This window comes from Allocatelliglobosispora scoriae (assembly GCF_014204945.1).
In the GTDB taxonomy this organism is placed as follows: domain Bacteria; phylum Actinomycetota; class Actinomycetes; order Mycobacteriales; family Micromonosporaceae; genus Allocatelliglobosispora; species Allocatelliglobosispora scoriae.
Genome location: NZ_JACHMN010000001.1, coordinates 688,499 through 706,402, shown reverse-complemented (window position 1 = coordinate 706,402; position 17,904 = coordinate 688,499). Strand labels below are relative to the sequence as shown.

The 17,904-nt window shown below is 72.4% G+C and carries 15 protein-coding genes and 1 pseudogene; 10 read left to right on the top strand and 6 right to left on the bottom strand.

Going from position 1 to position 17,904, the window contains the following annotated elements:
- The first annotated feature begins 13 nt into the window (after positions 1-13).
- The 4 genes from F4553_RS03270 to F4553_RS03255 all read left to right on the top strand — a co-directional run bounded on the left by F4553_RS03270 (position 14) and on the right by F4553_RS03255 (position 4,779).
- Positions 14-844: a transglutaminase-like domain-containing protein gene (locus F4553_RS03270; RefSeq protein ID WP_184831829.1), complete on the top strand. Its 831-nt coding sequence runs from the start codon at positions 14-16 to the stop codon at positions 842-844.
- Between the two features lie 49 nt (positions 845-893).
- Entirely contained in the window at positions 894-2,330 is a 1,437-nt protein-coding gene (locus tag F4553_RS03265) for a nitroreductase family protein (protein ID WP_312875076.1), read from the top strand.
- Between the two features lie 104 nt (positions 2,331-2,434).
- The gene (locus F4553_RS03260; protein ID WP_184831827.1) at positions 2,435-3,991 is read left to right on the top strand and encodes a carboxylesterase/lipase family protein; all 1,557 of its coding nucleotides are present in this window, start codon (positions 2,435-2,437) and stop codon (positions 3,989-3,991) included.
- Between the two features lie 8 nt (positions 3,992-3,999).
- A complete protein-coding gene (locus F4553_RS03255) occupies positions 4,000-4,779 on the top strand; it encodes a hypothetical protein (RefSeq protein WP_184831825.1) in 780 nt (259 codons plus the stop codon).
- A gap of 191 nt (positions 4,780-4,970) precedes the next feature.
- Here F4553_RS03255 and F4553_RS03250 read toward each other — a convergent pair whose 3' ends face one another.
- Positions 4,971-6,200 carry a PucR family transcriptional regulator gene (locus F4553_RS03250; RefSeq protein ID WP_184831823.1) on the bottom strand — a complete coding sequence of 410 codons (1,230 nt, stop codon included), beginning with the start codon at positions 6,198-6,200 and terminating at the stop codon, positions 4,971-4,973.
- An 87-nt stretch (positions 6,201-6,287) separates the two neighbouring features.
- Between F4553_RS03250 and F4553_RS03245 the strand changes: the two genes are divergently transcribed.
- Complete coding sequence (locus F4553_RS03245; protein WP_184831821.1) at positions 6,288-7,367, top strand: ferredoxin reductase; 1,080 nt, start codon at positions 6,288-6,290, stop codon at positions 7,365-7,367.
- Between the two features lie 10 nt (positions 7,368-7,377).
- Positions 7,378-8,501 (top strand): annotated as a pseudogene (locus tag F4553_RS03240) (fatty acid desaturase family protein); the annotation flags it as partial.
- Positions 8,502-8,607: 106 nt separating this feature from the next.
- Here F4553_RS03240 and F4553_RS03235 read toward each other — a convergent pair.
- Positions 8,608-9,894, bottom strand: a complete 1,287-nt coding sequence (locus F4553_RS03235) for an MFS transporter (RefSeq protein WP_312875075.1) — start codon at positions 9,892-9,894, stop codon at positions 8,608-8,610.
- Positions 9,895-9,981: 87 nt separating this feature from the next.
- Here F4553_RS03235 and F4553_RS40570 point away from each other — a divergent pair, with 87 nt between their 5' ends.
- Positions 9,982-10,917, top strand: a complete 936-nt coding sequence (locus F4553_RS40570) for a GIY-YIG nuclease family protein (protein WP_184831817.1) — start codon at positions 9,982-9,984, stop codon at positions 10,915-10,917.
- Positions 10,918-10,949: 32 nt separating this feature from the next.
- The gene (locus F4553_RS40565) at positions 10,950-11,867 is read left to right on the top strand and encodes an NAD-dependent epimerase/dehydratase family protein (RefSeq protein WP_184831815.1); all 918 of its coding nucleotides are present in this window, start codon (positions 10,950-10,952) and stop codon (positions 11,865-11,867) included.
- Here F4553_RS40565 and F4553_RS03220 read toward each other — a convergent pair.
- Positions 11,864-14,026 carry an MMPL family transporter gene (locus tag F4553_RS03220; RefSeq protein WP_221469672.1) on the bottom strand — a complete coding sequence of 721 codons (2,163 nt, stop codon included), beginning with the start codon at positions 14,024-14,026 and terminating at the stop codon, positions 11,864-11,866. The two genes, F4553_RS40565 and F4553_RS03220, sit on opposite strands and share 4 nt — an antisense overlap.
- Before the next feature lie 199 nt (positions 14,027-14,225).
- On the bottom strand, positions 14,226-14,714 hold the full coding sequence (locus F4553_RS03215; protein WP_312875074.1) for a MarR family winged helix-turn-helix transcriptional regulator: 489 nt from the start codon (positions 14,712-14,714) through the stop codon (positions 14,226-14,228).
- Between the two features lie 152 nt (positions 14,715-14,866).
- Here F4553_RS03215 and F4553_RS03210 point away from each other — a divergent pair, with 152 nt between their 5' ends.
- Complete coding sequence (locus F4553_RS03210; protein WP_184831813.1) at positions 14,867-15,526, top strand: FMN-dependent NADH-azoreductase; 660 nt, start codon at positions 14,867-14,869, stop codon at positions 15,524-15,526.
- A 331-nt stretch (positions 15,527-15,857) separates the two neighbouring features.
- Here the strand turns inward: F4553_RS03210 and F4553_RS03205 are convergent, their stop codons facing one another.
- Positions 15,858-16,010 carry a hypothetical protein gene (locus F4553_RS03205; RefSeq protein WP_184831804.1) on the bottom strand — a complete coding sequence of 51 codons (153 nt, stop codon included), beginning with the start codon at positions 16,008-16,010 and terminating at the stop codon, positions 15,858-15,860.
- Positions 16,011-16,103: 93 nt separating this feature from the next.
- Positions 16,104-17,051 (bottom strand): NADP-dependent oxidoreductase, encoded by a 948-nt coding sequence (locus F4553_RS03200; protein WP_184831802.1) that lies wholly within the window; start codon positions 17,049-17,051, stop codon positions 16,104-16,106.
- A gap of 50 nt (positions 17,052-17,101) precedes the next feature.
- Between F4553_RS03200 and F4553_RS03195 the strand changes: the two genes are divergently transcribed.
- Entirely contained in the window at positions 17,102-17,728 is a 627-nt protein-coding gene (locus F4553_RS03195; protein ID WP_184831800.1) for a TetR/AcrR family transcriptional regulator, read from the top strand.
- The last annotated feature ends 176 nt before the right edge of the window (positions 17,729-17,904 follow it).

The following is a 17,904-nucleotide window of genomic DNA, read 5'->3' as shown; positions in this document are numbered from 1 at the left end:
AGGCGGGCACCCCATGACATCCCCTGCGACCACCCGGCGATCCGAGGTCGCCTGCGCGCTGACGTTCACGGTCGTCGAGCCGGCCGAGTTTGCGCTCGCCCTCGGAGTCGCGCTGCGTCCCGGCCGGACGGTCGACGACGAGCTGTCGGTCGCCCGCGACGGCCAGGTGCTCGACGTACGCGTGATCCTCGGCCCGGACGGCAACCGGCGGCACCTCTTCTCGTCGGCGCCGGGCCGGCTGTCGATCTCCTACCGGGCGGCCGTCGCCGACCGGCGCGGCGAGCCCGAGCGGCCGACCGAGTGGGAGCTCCTCACCGCCCTGCTGCCCAGCCGCTACTGCCCGGCCGACCGGATGACCGGCTTCGCCCAGCGGGCATTCGGCGGCCACGCCGATCCGGAGCAGCGGGTCCGCGCGATCTGCGACTACGTCTTCGAGCACCTGCAGTACACGCCGGAGGCGAGCGGGCCGACCACGGACGCGGCGGACACGCTGCTCGATGGGCGCGGGGTGTGCCGCGACTACGCCCACCTCGTGGCGACGCTGTGCCGGGCGGTCGACATACCGGCCCGGGTGGCGGGGGTCTACGCGCCGGGGCTGAGCCCGATGGACTTCCACGCCGTCGTCGAGACGGCGGTCGACGGCGTGTGGCAGGTCCGGGACGCGACACGGCTGGCTCCCCGGTCGTCGCTGATCCGGGTCAGCACCGGACGCGACGCCGCCGACACCGCTTTCGCGACCGTCCTGTCCGGGCAGGCCGACCTGGACCTGATGGAGACCATGGCGATCGTGCTCGACGAGGACCTGCCCGCCGACGATCACCAGTCCCCGGTCCACCTGCTCTGAGCGGTTCACGGCGGTGCGGACGGCAGCCGGTTCCTGGCAGGATGGTCCGGTGGACCACGACTCCGGCGCCGGACTGCTGCACCGCCTCACCTCCTACACGCCCGACCGCGCATGGGACAGCCCTGCAGACGATCCGCGGGTGCGCCACGATCTCGCACCCAGCGACCCCGACCTGCGCCCGGCCCAGCTCAAGGCGTACCCGGACGATCTGCCCGTGGTGGCGCTGCCGCGCGACCTGCCGGACCCGGGCGTGGCCGCGACCTCGGTGCTCGCCGGGGCCGCGGCGGCGGCGCAGCCGCTCGACGCCGCGCAGCTCGGCCGGATCCTCTACCTCGGCGCGGGCATCGTGCGCACGACGGAGCGCGACGGTCTGACGATCGTGTTCCGCGCCGCCGGCTCCGCCGGGGCGCGCTTCCCGCTGGAGGTCTACGCCTGCACGCGCGGCGTCGCGGGGGTCCCGGACGGCGTGCACTGGTACGACGCTGCGCAGCACAGCCTGGTCCAGGTCGGCACCGCGCCCACCGGCACCGCGACGACCCTGGTCGTGACCGGGGTGCCGTGGCGCACCGGATGGCGTTACGCCGAGCGCGGGTGGCGGCACCTCTACTGGGACGGCGGGACGCTGCTGTCCCAGCTCGAAGCCGCCGCCGCGAGTGCCGGACAGGCACCGCGGATCCGGTCGCTGTTCCCCGACGCCGCGGTGACGGCACTGGTGGGCGCGGACCCCGTGCTCGAATACCCGCTGTTCCTGCTGACCCTCGGCGACGGTGACCCGGCGATCGGTGCGACCGGTCAGGCCGCGGCAGGCGAGCTGCCGGCGGTGGAATACCCGCTGTGTACGGCCGCGCAGCGAGCCGGGGACCGGGACGTGCTCGGGGACCCGTGGCCGGTCGGCGCGGCGGTGCAGCCGATCGGCGGCGAGGTCTCGCTGGACGAGGTGGTGCTGCGGCGCGGGTCGACGCGGCTGATGGACCGCTCGCGCAGCGTGCCGCGCGAGCTGCTGGAGTGGCCGCTCGCGGTGGCGTTGCGGGGCATCGACATTCCACACTGGATCGCGGTGCACGGCGTCGACGGCGTGGCGCCGGGGATCTACCGGTGGCCGGAGCTGACGCAGCCGCTGCGGACAGGGGACCTGCGCGAGGAGCTGACCCGGATCTGCCTCGGCCAGGACCTCGGCGGCGACGCGGCGTTCGTCGTGATCGCCGGTGCGCCGGCGGACACGCTGGACGACCGCGGCTACCGCGAGGCGCAGCTGCGGGCCGGAGTCGTGGAGGGGCGGCTGCACCTGGCCGCCTACGCGCTGGGGATGGGGGCCAGCGGGATGACGTTCCTCGACTCGGAGGTGCCCGCGCTGTTGGGCGAGGCGGACGACCTCCTGACGTTGATCTTCACCTGCGTCGGGACGCCGGAGTACCGCAGCCGCAGCGGCGGCAAGCCGGGGCAGCCGCTGGCGTTCCGCCGGGTCGTGCCCCGGTTCCGGGAGTAGGGCCGCTCCGGCTCTCCGCAAATGGTTGGCGCGCATCCCGGCGCAGGGGGAATGATCGGTGGCGTCCGGTTCGCCGCTCAGCCCGTGCAGAAATGGAAGCTGTGATGACCGCTGCCGAGTCCACGCCGTCCGAGTCCCGGCCCGAAGTCCGCGCGTCGGCCGGGACGCTGCGCGGCAGCTCGGAGGCGGGCGTGGCGGTCTTCCGGGGCATCCCGTTCGCCGAGCCGCCGGTCGGCGCCCTGCGCTTCGCCGCACCGCAGCCGGCAGCGGGCTGGGAGGGCGTGCGGGACGCGGTGTCGTTCGGAACGCCGCCGCCGCAGGCGGCCGTGTTCGGCATGGACACCCTGGCGCGCGAAGCGGCGAATGACGACTGGCTGACGATCAACGTCTGGTCGCCGGAGCCGGACCCCGGCGCGGGGCTGCCGGTCATGGTGTGGATCCACGGCGGTGCCTACACGCTGGGTATCTCCAGCCTCCCCGAGTATGACGGCGGCCGCCTCGCCCGCGACGGCGGCGTCGTGGTGGTGACCTTCAACTACCGCGTGGGCGTCGAGGGATTCGCGCTGATCGAGGGGGCGCCCGCCAACCGGGGGCTGCTGGACCAGATCGCCGCGTTGGAGTGGGTGCGCGACAACATCCGGGCCTTCGGCGGCGACCCCGCCCGCGTCACCGTCTTCGGCGAGTCCGCAGGCGGCGGATCGGTCGCCGCGCTGCTGGCGATGCCCGCGGCGGCCGGGCTCTTCGGCCGGGCCATCGTGCAGAGCATGCCGGGCACCTTCTTCTCACCCGAGCTCGCCGCCGACATCGCCTCGTCCTGCGCCGCCGAACTGGGGCTGCGGCCGACGGTGGCGGACCTGTCCACCATGGATCCGGAGCTGCTCTCCGCCGCCGGTGACGAGATCGGCGCCAAGATGGGCCAGTGGGTGGACCGGTGGGGGCCGATCGCGTACCGGCTGATCCCGTTCTCCCCGGTCATCGACGCCGCCACGCTGCCCGTCACCCCGTGGCAGGCCCTGGCCGACGGCGCCGCCCGGGACGTCGACCTCCTCGTCGGTCACACCCGCGACGAGCAGCGGTTGTTCACCCTGCTCGAAGGAGCGCTCGGCCAGGTGACGCCGGAGCAGGCGGAGACCGCCCTGAACCTGCTCGCCCCCGGTCCGGACGGCGCACGCCGGTACCGGCAGGGCTTCCCGGCCGCCGGTCCCGACGAACTCCACGAGGTCGTCAACTCCGACTGGCTGTTCCGCATGCCGAGCCTCCACCTCGCCGAGGCCCGGATCGCCGCCGGCGGCCGTGCCCACGTCTACGAGCTGACCTGGCCCGCGCCGGGTATGGGCGGCATCCTCGGTGCCTGCCACGGACTCGACGTGCCGCTCGTCTTCGGCAACCTGGACCGGGGCCAGCCCGCCGCGCTGATCGGCGAGGGCCCCACCCCCGAGGCGGAAGAGCTGTCCGCGCGGATGCGTGCGGCGTGGACGGCGTTCGCCACCCACGGCGACCCCGGCTGGGCCGCCTACGACACCGAGCAGCGCCTCGTGCAGCTCTTCGACACCCACCCGACGGTGACCGCCTATCCGGAGGATGCCTCCCGCCTGATCTGGCGGGACCACACCTTCGCCGCGCTGCCGCTATCATCAGGGATCCCCTTGATCATGGAGTGATCGCGCAGATGACCGACCACCATCCGGCAGAGCCCTATCCGACCGCCCCCTACCCGGCGTACCTGCCGCCGGGCCAGGTCGGCTACGGCCCGATGATCCCCCCGCCCGCGCCGAAGAAGTCCCGGCTGTGGCTCTGGCTCGGCATCACCGCGGTGGCGCTCCTGCTCTGCTGCGGCGGCGGGACCACGGCCGGAATCGTGCTCTACAACGCCTCGGAGCAGTCCGCCGGCGATCCGATCGCCCTCCCGCCCGTCACGGCCGACTCGCCTGAGCCGACCCCGCAGCCGACGCTGCCGCTGTCGACGCCGACGCCGACGTTGGGCTCCTCGGTGACGCTGGTCGCGCCGAAAAAGTTGGCCGGGTATCCCCACATCGACAACCCCGCCTTCGCCACGCTGGTGGAGGCGTTGAAGGCGCAGATGCAGACCATTCCCGGCGCGGAGGTCGGCGGAGTCGTCTCCGGGGTCTACGGCGATGTCGTGCAGCATCAGATGCGGCTGATGGTGGCGGTCAAGGCCGACCTCCCCAACCCGGAGATGATGCCGGACGCCATTCTCAACGGGCTGAAGACGTCTGGTGCCAAGACGTCCAACTTCGGCGCGGTGCCGCCGGGACCGCTCGGCGGCGCGGCCCAGTGCGGCGATGTCCGGCAGAGCAACGTCGACATGGCTCTGTGCGTGTGGGCCGACGACGCCAGCTTCGGGATGATCTTCTTCTATTATGTGAAGGCCACGACGGTGAAGGCCGTCTTCCTGCAGGCACGCGGCGAGATCGAGTCACGGGCGTGATCGCACCGTCCTTGGGCACAACGGCCTGACCAAGGCACGTGATCGTGCTGCTTCCCGGAAGTAGGCCCTACCGACCAGCTCCGAGGGGACTACTTCCGGGAACAAGCGCGATCATGCTGGTCGTTGCCCCGCCGGCGTCGGAACGATCCTGACTTTGGTGGCACCTTTCGCGGCGTGTCCAGCATTAAAGTTCAGGGGAGGGCCAGTGCCACCGTCAGCGCCAGCACCACCTCGGAGTCGTCGAGGCGCTCGCCGAACAGCTCCCGGACGTGGCCCATCCGGTAGCGCACCGTCTGCGGATGCACGTGCAGCGCCGCCGCCACGTCGTCGCGGCGGCCCTGGTGCAGCAGCCATTCCCGCAGTGTCTCGACGAGCCGCTCCGCGGTCGCCGGACGCAGGTCGGCGAAGGGGGCGAGGACCTGCCGGCGCAGGTCGGCCAGGGCAGCGGGGTCGGCGCCGACCACCAGCGAGGCGAGGTGCTGCTCGGTGTCGACGGGCGCGCCGCCGACCGCCGTCACGCGCAGGCGCCGGGCGCGCAGCACCCGCAGGTAGGACTCCCGCACGGAGGTCCACGGGCGACCCGGGCCGACGACGGCGTCCTGCCCCCGCAGCGTACGCAGCAGCGCCGCCCGGGCAGGTCCGTCGGCGTCCGGCACGAGCAGGACCGCGAGATCCGATCCGGCGTCGTCCTCGTCGAGGTCGGGCAGCTCCTCCTCGGGCCGAAGCGACCGCTGGTCCAGCAGGCCGAGCGCGGCGCGCACGTGCGAGCTGGGAAGCACGACGACGGTCAGGCTGCCGGGCGGGTCCCAGTTGGCGCGGTCGGCGAGGGCGGCCAGGTGATCGACGGGGTCGCCGCGCAACAGGCCGTGACCGAGCTGCTGCAGGTAGCGCTCCCGCACCCGGCCGGTGGTGGCGAGCTCGTCGGTGTGCCCGGCGACGCTGGCGGCGGAGAGCTCATCGATGTAGGCGAAGACGAGCTCGGCGAACTTGGACAGGGTCTGCGGGCTGAGACCGGCCTCGACCGCCGTGGCGGACAGCCCGCGCCAGGCCACCCGTGCCCCCACCCGGTACGCGGCGAGCAGGGCGAACATGCTCCGCCCGCTGCGGGCCTCGCCACGGCCGAGGGCGTAGGCCCCGTCGAGCGCCGGTGCCAGCGGCGTGGCGGGATCTCCGGCGAGGGGCCGGCTGGCGAGGCTGAGGAACCCGCCGAGGGCGAGCTGGACCGCACCCTGGATGTTGGCCCCGATCGGCCTGGCCAGCGCGTTGGCGTAGCCCGGCACCTCGGCGACGATGGCGCGGACGGTCTCCTCGGCGACCGCCGGAAGCCGGGACCGCAGCAGCCCGGCCGCCGCGTCGTCGAGGTCGAGCTCGGCCGCCCCGCGGGCCGCCGCCGTCGCGTGGCCGGGATCGACGTCTGACACGAGTTGTGCGCTCCGAACAAAGTTGCGAGCCAAATTCACATCCTGTGGTCATGAACTTACACCCCACGGTGAAGGATGCTCGAACACATGACCACTCTCGTGCGGCAGCGTCTGGTCAGCAGACTCTGGCAGGCGGCGGCTGCCGCGACCTACCCGGTCGATCCGGCCGAGTACCTCGACATGTTCCGCCCGCTGCGGTCCGGCGCCGACCTGCGGGCCCGGGTGGTACGGGTCCGTGCGGAGACCGCCGACGCGGTGACCGTCGTCCTGCGCCCCGGCAAGGCGTGGCGGGGCCACCTGCCCGGCCAGTACGTCCGCATCGGCGTGGACGTCGACGGCGTACGGCTGTGGCGCTCCTACTCCCTGACCTCCGCACCCGACGCGCCCGACGGTCTGCTCGCCATCACGGCGAAGGCGGTCGCGGGCGGACTGGTCAGCGCCCACCTCGCCCAGGACCTGCGACCGGGCCAGCTCGTCCACCTCGACCAGGCACTCGGCGACTTCGTGCTGCCCGACCCGGCGCCCGGCAAGGTCCTGTTCGTCACCGGCGGCAGCGGCATCACCCCGGTGATGGGCATGCTGCGCTCGGGCCTGGACCGCCTCCACGACGTCGTCCTGGTGCACTCCGCAGCGTCCGCCGACGACGTGATCTTCGGCAGCGAACTGCGGGCCATGGCCGACTCCGGCCGGCTGCGCCTGGTCGAGCAGCACACCGACAGCCAGGGTCGCCTCGACGTGGCCGCGCTCGCCGCACTCGTGCCCGACCTCGCCGAGCGGCAGACCTGGGCCTGCGGGCCTGCCGGTCTCCTCGACGCGATCGAGCAGCAGTGGGCGGACCTGGGCCAGGGCCAACGGCTGCACACCGAGCGGTTCCGCGCCGCCGCGCTCGCCGAGCCCGGCCAGGGCGGCACCGTCACCTTCAGCGGCACCGGCACCACCGCCGAGGCGGACGGCTCGACGCCGATCCTCGACGCGGGGGAGCGGGCGGGCGTGCTGATGCCCTCGGGGTGCCGCATGGGCATCTGCTTCTCCTGCGTCCTGCCGCTGCGGCAGGGGTCCGTGCGCGACCTGCGCAGCGGGGACGTGACCACTGCGGTGCCGGGTGACGGCGTACTCATCCAGACCTGTGTTTCGGCCGCGGCCGGGCCCTGCGACATCGACCACTGAGGAACCCGCCATGACCGTTCTGCAGCGCAAGCCCGACAACGCCGTCTCCCACCTGACCGCCGATGACATCGAGGAGCTGGGGCGCCGGCTCGACGCGATCCGCGCCGACATCGTCGCCGCCCGCGGGGCGACCGACGCGGCGTACATCCGGAAGGTCATCCGCGTGCAGCGCACGCTGGAGATCTCCAGCCGCGCGGTGCTGGTCTTCTCCGTGTTCCCGCCCGCGTGGCTGCTCGGCACCGCCGGGCTGTCGGTGGCGAAGATCCTGGAGAACATGGAGATCGGCCACAACGTCATGCACGGCCAGTGGGACTGGATGCGCGACCCGAAGATCCACTCCACGACGTGGGAGTGGGACAACGTGTCCCCGTCGGACCAGTGGAAGCACTCACACAACGAACTGCACCACACCTACACCAACGTCGTCGGCCGCGACAACGACCTCGGCTACGGCATCATGCGCGTCGACGAGGACCAGCGCTGGCACCCGATCTACCTCGCGCAGCCGCTGTGGAACTTCATCAACGCGTGCTTCTTCCAGTACGGCATCGCCGCCTACGACCTCGAACTCGGCCGCAACCTGCCCTCCAAGCAGCGCCGCAGCAGCCCCGAGTTCAAGGCCCGCGCCAAGCAGGTGCTCCGCAAGATCCGCCGCCAGGTGCTCAAGGACTACGTGCTGTTCCCGGCGCTGTCGGGCCCGTTCTTCCTGTCCACGATGGCCGCCAACGCGACCGCGAACTTCGTCCGCAACTGGTGGACGCACTCGGTGATCATGTGCGGGCACTTCCCCGAGGGCGTCGAGACCTTCGAGAAGCGCTCCATCGAGGGCGAGACTCGCGGGGAGTGGTACCTGCGGCAGATGCTCGGCTCGGCCAACATCACCGGCAGCCGGGCCATGCACGTCATGACCGGCAACCTCTCCTACCAGATCGAGCACCACCTCTTCCCCGACCTGCCGAGCAACCGCTACCAGGAGATCGCGCCCAGGGTGGAGGCGCTGTTCGAGCGCTACGGGCTCACCTACCGGACCGGCTCGCTGCCCCGGCAGGTCGCGTCGGCCTGGCACAAGGTGTTCCGCCTGTCGCTGCCCAACGGGTTCGTCCCGAAGACGCTGCGCAAGCTCGGCCTGGGCCGGAAGGTCGCGGCCGTCGGCCGCTGACAGATCAACCCCCTCCGTGGGTACGCCGCCGCGCCGTCGGCGTCCCGGAAATCAGTCGACAGCCCGTTGTGCGGGGGTCGCTCACGCGACGGCCACAGGGTTCTGCGCCGGTGCCCGCTGCGCCTCCTCGGCGGCGTTCTCGTCGTCGTGGGCGATCCGGCTGAGCTGCCGCCACAGCACCACCACGAAGACCGCCGAACCGGCGAACGCGAACCAGAACGGAGCCGTCACGCCATAGCGGGTGCCGAGGACTCCGCCGATCGCGGAGCCGACGACGAGACCGCCGAAGACGCTGATGGTGTTGAGGCTGCCCACCCGTCCCTGCAGCTCGGTCGGGACCGCCCGCTGGCGCACGGTCACCGAGGTCGTGCCCCAGACGAACGCGTGCGCGCCGAAGAGGAAGAAGATCCCCGAAGCGACCCACGGCGAGGTGGTGAGGGCCAGGCCCAGGTGCGTCAGCGTCTCGATGATCAGCCCGATCCGCATGATGTTGCCGAGGCTCACCCGCGCGGTGATCCAGCCGTAGAGGCCGGTGCCGAGCAGCCCGCCCGCCGCCGAGACGGTGGTGAGCAGGCCGAACCCGATCGCGCCGAGGCCGAGGCGCTGGTGGGCGTAGAGCACCAGGACCGACCAGGCGGCGCCGAAGGTGACGTTGAACATCAGGATCGTCAGCGCCAGGGTCCGGACCGCGGCGTGGTGCACGGTCCACCGGAACCCCTCGGCGAGGTCCCGGCGCAGGCTGCGCCGCTCGACACCCAGTTGGCGGCCATGCGGCGGCGGCTTGATCCGCGACACCATCACCAGTCCTGCCGCGACCAGGACGGCCTGCGTCGCGAACGGCCATGCGATGCCGACCACGAACAGCGCGGCTCCCAGCGGCGGTCCGGCGAGCTGGTTGAGGGTGAGGAATCCGGTCTGCAGGCGCGCGTTGGCGATGGCGAGATCGTCGCGGGACACCAGCATCGGCGTCAGCGTCGCGGAGGTGTTGTCGGCGAAGACCTCGGCGGTGGCGAGGAGCCCGAGGGCGATCAGCGCGCCGGTGACCGTCACCGTGCCCGCGACCACGGTGCCGAACAGCACCGCCAGGATCACGACCCGGCTGCCGTCCGCGACGAGCACGATCCGCCGCCGGTCCAGCCGGTCGGACAGCACGCCCGCGTAGAGGCTGAACAGCAGCGGGGGAGCCCACGCCAGCATCGCAGCGAGCGAGATCAGCAACGCGTCGTCGGTCAGCGAGGCGACGAGCAGCGGGCCCGCCGCCATCGCGACGCCGTCACCGAAGTTGGTCGTCCAGGACGAGGCGAGCAGCCAGCGGTAGCTGGACCCCAGCCGGGCCGGCACGAGCTTCTCGATCAGCCTGTTCGCCACAAGATCGGGACCTTACGCGCAGCACGCACCAGCGGCAACGCCTTATCGGCGAGGGCCCGGGCCGGTGCCGACCGTAGGATGCCGGACATGAGCACAGTGCCCCGGTCCGCGGTGGCCGGCCTGCCGTCGGCACCCGGGGTCTATCGATTCCGAGACGACCGCGGCCGGGCGCTGTATATCGGGCGGGCGGTCGACCTGCGTCGGCGGGTCGGCTCCTACTGGGGAGACCTCGGGGATCGGCGACACCTCCGCCGGATGGTTCCGCAGATCGCCGCCGTCGAGGCGGTCGCGTGTGACTCGGCGCATGAGGCGGCATGGCTGGAGCGCAACCTTCTGCAGCGTTCCAAGCCGCGCTGGAACCGCGTCCGCGGCGGCGCGGAGGTGCCGGTCTACCTGCACTTGGATCGCCGTCCGGGTTCGGCCCGGCTGTCGGTGGTCCACCGGCCGCCGACCGGTCCGGTCACCCCGGACGCGGATCACCCGGTCGGCCTGTTCGGTCCCTACCTCGGCGGCACGCAGGCGCGGCTGGCGGTGTCGGCGCTGGAGCGGGTGCTGCCGCTCAGCTACGCCGACGACCGGCTCAGCGGCGGCCAGCAGGACATGGCGCGGGCGCGTGGCCTGGCGGCGCTGGACCGTGCCGCCCTGCTCACCACCGTCACGGCGGTGCTGCAACGGCAGCCCGACGCGGTGGAGACCGTCAAGCACCAGCTGGCCGAGCACCGGACCCGTGCATCGGACAGCCTCGCCTTCGAGCTGGCGGCACGCATCCAGCAGCAGATCGAGGCGGTCGACTGGATCGTGGCCGAGCAGAAGGTGACCACACTCGCTCCCACCGACTGCGACGTCTACGGCTGGGCCGACGGACTGCTGGTCCAGTTCGAGATCCGGCAGGGCCGCATGTGTGTGTGGAAGCAGCGGGCCTGCCCGTCCGCCGGTGCCCAGCGGTACCTGGAGCGGACGCCGCCCGAGTGGCGTGCCTTCGCCGCCCGAAGCGCCGAGCTCGCCAGTCTCCTCCACGCTTGACAACGGGCGGGGTCCGCAGTGGACGATGCGGCGTGAAGATTCTCGTGGCGGGTGGAAGCGGGCTCATCGGCGCCCATGTCGTGGACGTGCTGCGCGAGCGGGGCCACACGGTCACCACGGTGGCGCGTACCGCCCAGCCCGGCGTCGACCACGCCCTCGATCTCGCGACCGCCTCGATCGACGACCTGCGGCCGCTGCTCGCCGACCATGACGGTGTCGTCGACGCCGCCCGCACCGACGAGCAGAAGCCGCTGCGCAAGCCCATCTACCCGGTGTTCCGGCAGGACATGGTCGACCCGGTGGTACGCCTGTTCACCGCCGCCCGGCTCGAAGGCCTCACCCGCGGAGTGATCATGGGCTCCTACTACACCTACTTCGACCGGCTGCACCCGCAGTGGCGGCTGGCGGACCGGCACACCTACATCCGGTGCCGGGTCGAGCAGGCGGCGGAGGGGCGGGCGGCCGCGGAGATGCCGGTCGCCGTCCTCGAGCTGCCCTTCATCTTCGGCCGGGCCGGCGACCGCCTGCCGAACTGGGCTCCGCCGCTGGACGGCTGGGCGAGGTCCCGCTCGCCCCTCGCCGCGCCCCCCGGCGGGACCGCAGCGGCCTCGGCGCGCAGCGTGGCCGAGATCGCCGCCGACGCCCTCGAACAGGCCAAGGGTGACGACATCCCGGTCGTCGACGAAAACCTCACCTGGCACGACATGATCGCTCGCATCGCCGCCGCGGCCGGCCGCCCCCGCCGAGTCCGCCGACTGCCCGCGGGGGTCGTCCGCGCAGCGCTGCGGTTCGGCGGTGTGACGCAGGCGCTGGGCCGCAAGGAGTCCGGCCTGCGCCCGGCCGACTTCGCCGACCTCGTCCTCGCCGAGTTGTTCATCGAACCGGCGACCGGGCGGGCGCTGGAGCCCGCGCTCCGCGACACCTTCGCCACCGTGGTCTCGCCGGGTTAGGGCGTGCCCACCGGGACCGGCTCCGGCGCCGTCGGGGCGTGGGTCCGGCCGCGCCGGGTCCAGGCGGGCGTCCACCAGTTGGCCCGGCCGAGCAGCGCCATCGTGGCGGGGACGAGAAGCCCGCGGATGATGGTGGCGTCGACGGCGATCGCGACGGACATCCCCACGCCGAACATCTTGATGACGGGGCTGGCCTGCAGGACGAAGCTGGCGAAGACGCAGACCATGATCAGTGCCGCCGAGGTGATGACCTTGCCGGTGCCGGCCAGGCCGTCGCGGACCGATCGCCGGTTGTCGCCGGTGGCGTGCCAGGACTCCTGCACGGCCGTCAGCAGGATCACCTCGTAGTCCATGGACAGGCCGAAGAGCAGCGCGAACAGGATCATCGGCACGTAGCTCTCGACCGGGATCGGCCCGTCGAGCCCGACGAGTCCGATGCCCCAGCCCCAGGCGAACACCGCGGTCAGCGCGCCGTAGGCGGCGCCGACCGAGAGCAGGTTCATCAGCGCGGCCTTGAGCGCCAGCACCGGCGCCCGGAACGCCACCAGCAGCAGCAGCGCCGAGAGCAGCACGACGACCGCGATGACGTATGGCATGCGCTCGGCGACCATGTCCGACAGCGCGCCCCGGGCGGCGGTCTGCCCGGCGACGTGCACGGTCATGCCGGGGACCGGGGTGTGCAGCAGCGTGTCGATGGTGTGCAGGGTCTGCGGGTCGCTGCCGGCGGTGGTCGGCTCGAGGCGTACCGCGACGACCGAGCCGTCAGCCGACAGCCGTGCGGGTTCGACGGAGGCGACCCCGGCGGTGGCCCGGATGCTGCGCGACAGGTCCGCGAGCCGTGGATCCTGCGGGCCGGTGGCGGGGGAGTCGAGCTCGGCGACGACGGTGATCGGGCTGGTCGAGCCGGGTCCGAAACCTTCGGTGAGCAGCTCGTAGCCGGTCCGGGCGGCGGAGCCGGGTGGCTGGTCACTCGCGTCGGTCTGTCCGAGGTGGAGGCTCGCGGTGGGCGCGGCGAGCAGGAGCAGCAGCGCGCCGGTGGCGATCGCCCAGGGCAGGGGCCGCCGCGTGACGCGGTCGGCGAGCCGTCCCCATCCGGAGCGGTCCGGGTCGACCTCCCGGCGCCGCAGCACCGGCAGCGCGTTGAGGCGAGGCCCGAGCAGGACCAGGATCGCCGGCAGCAGGGTGGTCGCGGCGAGGACCGCGAACAGCACGACCAGGCCCGCGGTCCAACCCAGGGTCGTCAGGATGGGTACGCCAGAGATGGCGAGCCCCGACAGCGCGACGACGACCGTGCCCCCGGCGAACACGACGGCGGCACCGGACGTGGCGACGGTGGCCGTGATCGCGGCGCGGGTGTCCAGGCCCTTGGCGAGCAGTGCGCGGTAGCGGGAGATGAGGAACAGCGAGTAGTCGATGCCGACCCCGAGGCCGATCATGGTGGCGAGGGTGGCGGCGACCGAGGGTATCGACGCCACGTGCCCGAGCAGGCCGACGATGCCGACACCGCAGACCAGCGTGATCAGCGCCGTGATCAACGGCAGCCCGGCCGCGACGAGCCCGCCGAACGCGATGACCATGACGATGAGGGCGATGCCGATGCCGAGCAGCTCGCTGGTCCGGGTGCTGGTGTCCGGCAGCGCCAGGACCCCGGCGGGCACGGCCTGCAGCCCGGCGTCGCGGGCGGGCTGCGCGGCGTCTCCCACGCGGACGGCGAGGTCGTGGCTGACGTCGCGCGGGCCGAGGTCGAAGGCGACCGTGATGAATCCGATGCGCCCGTCGCCGCTGAGGGAGTCCTGGGCGGCGCTCGGCGGGATGACCCCCACGACGTGCTCGATGGCGGCGATCCGGGCCACGGCCGCGGTGATCGCGGCGGCGTTGGCGGGATCGTCGACGCGCCCGGCGGCGGCCTTGACGACGATCTGACCGGCGGCGTTGGTGGCGGTGGGGAAGTTGGCGGCCATCAGGTCGCGGCCGACCTGGGCGTCGCTGCCGGGCAGGGAGACGTCCTCCTCGGTCGGGCGACCCAGCGTGACCACGAGGACGGCCACGGTGATCGTGGCGAGCAGCCATCCGGCGATGACCCACCAGGGGCGCCGCACGGTCGCCCGGGCCACGGCCGACATGCCACGGTGGATGGCACCGTTCTCGATCGCGCTCACCAGGGGTTCCTCTCCGTGCGGGGTGGCCCGACCGATGCCTGAGACGCCCCTGGTCAAGACAACACCAGCATAGAGCGAATCAGAATGATCTTCACTCAACGGTCGCGACCGTCTCGCCGAGCTGCTTGAGCTCTCCGCTCGTGCCCGGTTCGAGCACCGGCCGCGGGCGATCCCGCACGGGCGTCCCGGCTCGCTGTGGTCAGCACTCGTTGGCGGCCCTGATCCGTCGGCCGATCTCGGCGAGGGTGCGCAGCTGCGCGGGCGTCAGTGGATCGATGACGAGTTTGCGGACCGTCTCGACGTGCCCGGGCGCGGCGGCGACGACCACCCGGCGACCCGAGGGGGTCAATCGGGCGACGGTGTACCGCCCGTCGGCGGGGTCCGGGGCGCGCACCAGCCAGCCCTGGCTCTCCAGGCGCTTGGCGACGTTGGACAGGCGGGACAGCGAGCCGTTGACCAGCCGCGCCAGCTCGCTCATCCGCACCTGCTCGTCGGGGGCCATGGACAGAGAGCTCAACACGAGGTATTCGAACAGCGTCAGGTTGGAGTCGCGCTGCAGCTGGGCGTCGAGTGGGCCGGACAGCGACAGCATCATCATCCCCACCGTGAGCCACGCGTCCTGCTCCGTCGCCGACAGCCACCGGACGTCGCTGTCCACGTCCTTCGCTTGCTGCTCGTCGGCTTCCACGGTCCGAAGATACCGCACCGCGACTTCATGATTGAAGTTGTCGGCTATCTCACTATGACTTCACTGTTGAAGTCATATCGGCCTAGTTTGACTTCAACAGTGAAGTCACTCGCTCGCTGTCGACACGGTCCACCTGATCGAGGAGCTATGCCATGACCCTTTTCAGACTTGACGCGAGCATCCGTACCGCAGGCTCGGCCAGCCGCGAAATCGCGGACATCGTCGAGGCCGAGTGGCAGGCCGCCCATCCCGGCGACACCGTGATCCGCCGGCACATCGGGGTGGACGTGCTGCCCGCCGACGCCTGGGGCCTGGCGGTGGGGGCGGGGTTCACCCCGGACGCCGACCGGACGCCGCAGCAGCGGCGGGCGACAGCGCTCGCCGCCGAACTCACCGACGAGCTCGTTGGTGCCACCGCGGTCCTGCTGGCCGTCCCGCTCTACAACTTCGGCGTCTCCCAGCACGTCAAAACGTGGATCGACCTGATCATCACCGACCCGCGTGCGGCGGCCGGCGGACCGCCGCTGCTCGCGGGCAAGCCGGTCGTGCTGGCGACCGTGCGAGGCGGTGCCTACGGCTCCGGCACTCCCCGCGAGGGCTGGGACCACTCGACCGGCTACCTGCGCCGCATCCTGGCCGACGTGTGGGGTGCCGATCTCACACTGGTCGAGCGGGAGTTCACCCTGGTCGGGGTCAACCCGGCGCTGGACGCTTTCACCGATGCCGCAGCCGACCTGCACCGGGCCGCTCTGAGCGCCGCGCAGGAGGCCGGCAAGGCCCTGGGCGCCGCGGCTCATCGTCAGGCGGTGTAGCGGCCGACCAATGCCGCCCTCAACCGCGACGGCCGGCCGTCGCGGTTGAGCACCTGCTGGTCCGAGCGCCAGGCGGACCAGCAGCCGGCATCGATGACATCTGGTCTGACGCTGACCGCCGATGTGTCGACATCGCCCGGAACCTTCAAGCCGCTGCCCAGTTCTTCAAGTCCGACGTAACGACCGACGGCAAGAAGATCGGCCCGACCGTGACCGTAACGCCCGCCCCGGCAGACGTGACGACGTATGTCGTCAACGGTGTGACCTCCATAGCCTCCGTGACATACACCGTGAACGTCGACAACCTCGGCCCCGGCAACGCCACGGGGGTTCAGTTCGTGGCGACGAAGACGGTCGGTGGTGGCGGCGCCACCTTCACCGCAGCCACCGCATCATGGGCCACCTGTTCCGGGACGAACACCGCAACCATCACCTGCACCGCCAACGGCACGCTCGCTCCGTCCAGCAACACGGTGTCGCTCACGGTCAGTTTCGCGCTTCTCGTGTCGGCCGGGCCGCCATCTCGTCGGGGAGCACGCCGGGCCCGACGCCGGTCGCCCGGATCGCCTGATCTACCTCAGTTGACCAGCACGATCTTCCCCCGGGCATGGCGGGTCTCGCTCAACTCGTGCGCGGCGGCCGCCTCGGCGAGCGGGAACGCCGCCGCGACCGGCACCTGCAACCGGCCCTGTTCGGCGAGCCCGACCGCGATGTCGAGGCCGTGCACCGCCAGCGGGTCGGCGCCGCCGAAGGCGGCATCGGTCTCGTCCGCCGGTGCGCTGTGCGACAGGTGCACGCCGTGGGCCGGCGCGCTGAAGTCGGCGATCGTCACCACGCGGGCCGGGTCTCCGGCGATGGCGATCAGGTCGGGCAGTGCGCCCGTGGCGCAGTCGAACACCGCGTCCACCCCGGCCGGTGCCAGCGCGCGGACCCGGTCGACCAGCCCCGCGCCGTAGGCCGTGGGCTCGGCGCCGAGGGAGCGCAGGAAGTCGTGGTTGTGCTCGCTCGCCGTCCCGACGACGGTGGCGCCGCGGGCGACCGCGAGCTGGACGGCGACGGCGCCCACCCCGCCCGCCGCGCCCTGCACCAGCACGGTGTGCCCGGCGCCGACCGCGAGCCGGTCGAGGACCCGGGTGGCCGTCTCGACGGCGCCCGCGGCACCGCCCGCCTCCTCCCAGCTCCACGCGGCCGGCTTGACGGCCCAGGCGGCGAGGACCGCGTAGTCGGCGTTGGCGGCGCGCCCGGTCATGGTCGTCATGCCGAACACCTCGGCGCCGACGCTGACGCCGGTGACGCCGTCGCCGACCTCGTCCACCACGCCCGCCGCGTCGAAACCGGTCCGGTAGGGCAGCACCGTGGGCACGACCTCGCGCCATGTCCCGGAGCGGAGGTAGGTCTCGCCGGGTGAGATCCCGGACGCCCGGACGGCGACGCGGATCCGCCCCGGTCCGGCGTGGGGCTCCTCGACCTCGGCGACATGGATCACGCCGGGCGGTCCGTACTCGGAGAATTGAACAGCTCTCATGCCTTCGGACCGTAACGGAACACCCCGTCCGTTTGGCTAAAGTGAGAGCGGTGACGGCCCAAGTGATTCACCCGCTTCGCTCCGACGCCAGCGACAACCGCGAGCGCATCCTCGCGGTCGCCCGAGCGGCCTTCGCCGCCGAGGGGCTCGACGTGCCGATCCGGGAGATCGCCCGGCGGGCGCAGGTCGGCGTCGCGACCGTCTACCGCCGCTTCCCGACCAAGGAGGCGCTGCTGGCCGAGGCCTTCGCCGAGCAGATGGCCATGTGCTCCGGTGTCGTCGAGGAGGGGCTGGCGGCGGCCGACCCGTGGCGCGGGTTCCGCCTGGTGATCGAGAAGCTGATGGCGGTGCACGCCCTCGACCGGGGCTTCTCCCGCGCCTTCACCTCACGGCTGCCGGCGGGCGCGGACTACTTCGCCGCCGACCGCGACCGCACGATGCGCATGCTGCTCGAACTCGTCCGGCGGGCGAAGGGGGCGGGCGCCCTGCGCGCCGACTTCGTGCTGGAGGACATCATCCTGGCGCTGATGGCGAACGAGGGCATCCGCGCCGAGTCGCTCGAGCTGAGGGCGGCCGCGTCGCGCCGGTTCGCGGCTCTGATGATCCAGTCGTTCCAGGCCGACCCGGTCCGTGCGCCGCTGCCACCGGCCGTCCGCCTGCCGCTCACCGCGCGGTAGCCCCGCTCCCATGATCGAAAGAGCAGGGTCGCCGTTGTCCGGGGTGGGCGACAACGTGTCGGCACTGATGCAGGGGATCGCGTTCTACCGCGCATCACGGGGGAGTCGCCGCTGCTCAAATCTCCGCCCGGCACGGCCTCGCAGGTCGACGGGCCGATCCGTTCGGGCGGGATCGC

Excerpts from the sequence above, each read along its gene's own strand:
- F4553_RS03270 (WP_184831829.1), top strand. The coding sequence starts at position 14 with ATGACATCCCCTGCGACCACCCGGCGATCCGAGGTCGCCTGCGCGCTG.
- F4553_RS03260 (WP_184831827.1), top strand. The coding sequence starts at position 2,435 with ATGACCGCTGCCGAGTCCACGCCGTCCGAGTCCCGGCCCGAAGTCCGC.
- F4553_RS03255 (WP_184831825.1), top strand. The coding sequence starts at position 4,000 with ATGACCGACCACCATCCGGCAGAGCCCTATCCGACCGCCCCCTACCCG.
- F4553_RS03245 (WP_184831821.1), top strand. The coding sequence starts at position 6,288 with ATGACCACTCTCGTGCGGCAGCGTCTGGTCAGCAGACTCTGGCAGGCG.
- F4553_RS40570 (WP_184831817.1), top strand. The coding sequence starts at position 9,982 with ATGAGCACAGTGCCCCGGTCCGCGGTGGCCGGCCTGCCGTCGGCACCC.
- F4553_RS03210 (WP_184831813.1), top strand. The coding sequence starts at position 14,867 with ATGACCCTTTTCAGACTTGACGCGAGCATCCGTACCGCAGGCTCGGCC.
- F4553_RS03200 (WP_184831802.1), bottom strand. The coding sequence starts at position 17,051 with ATGAGAGCTGTTCAATTCTCCGAGTACGGACCGCCCGGCGTGATCCAT.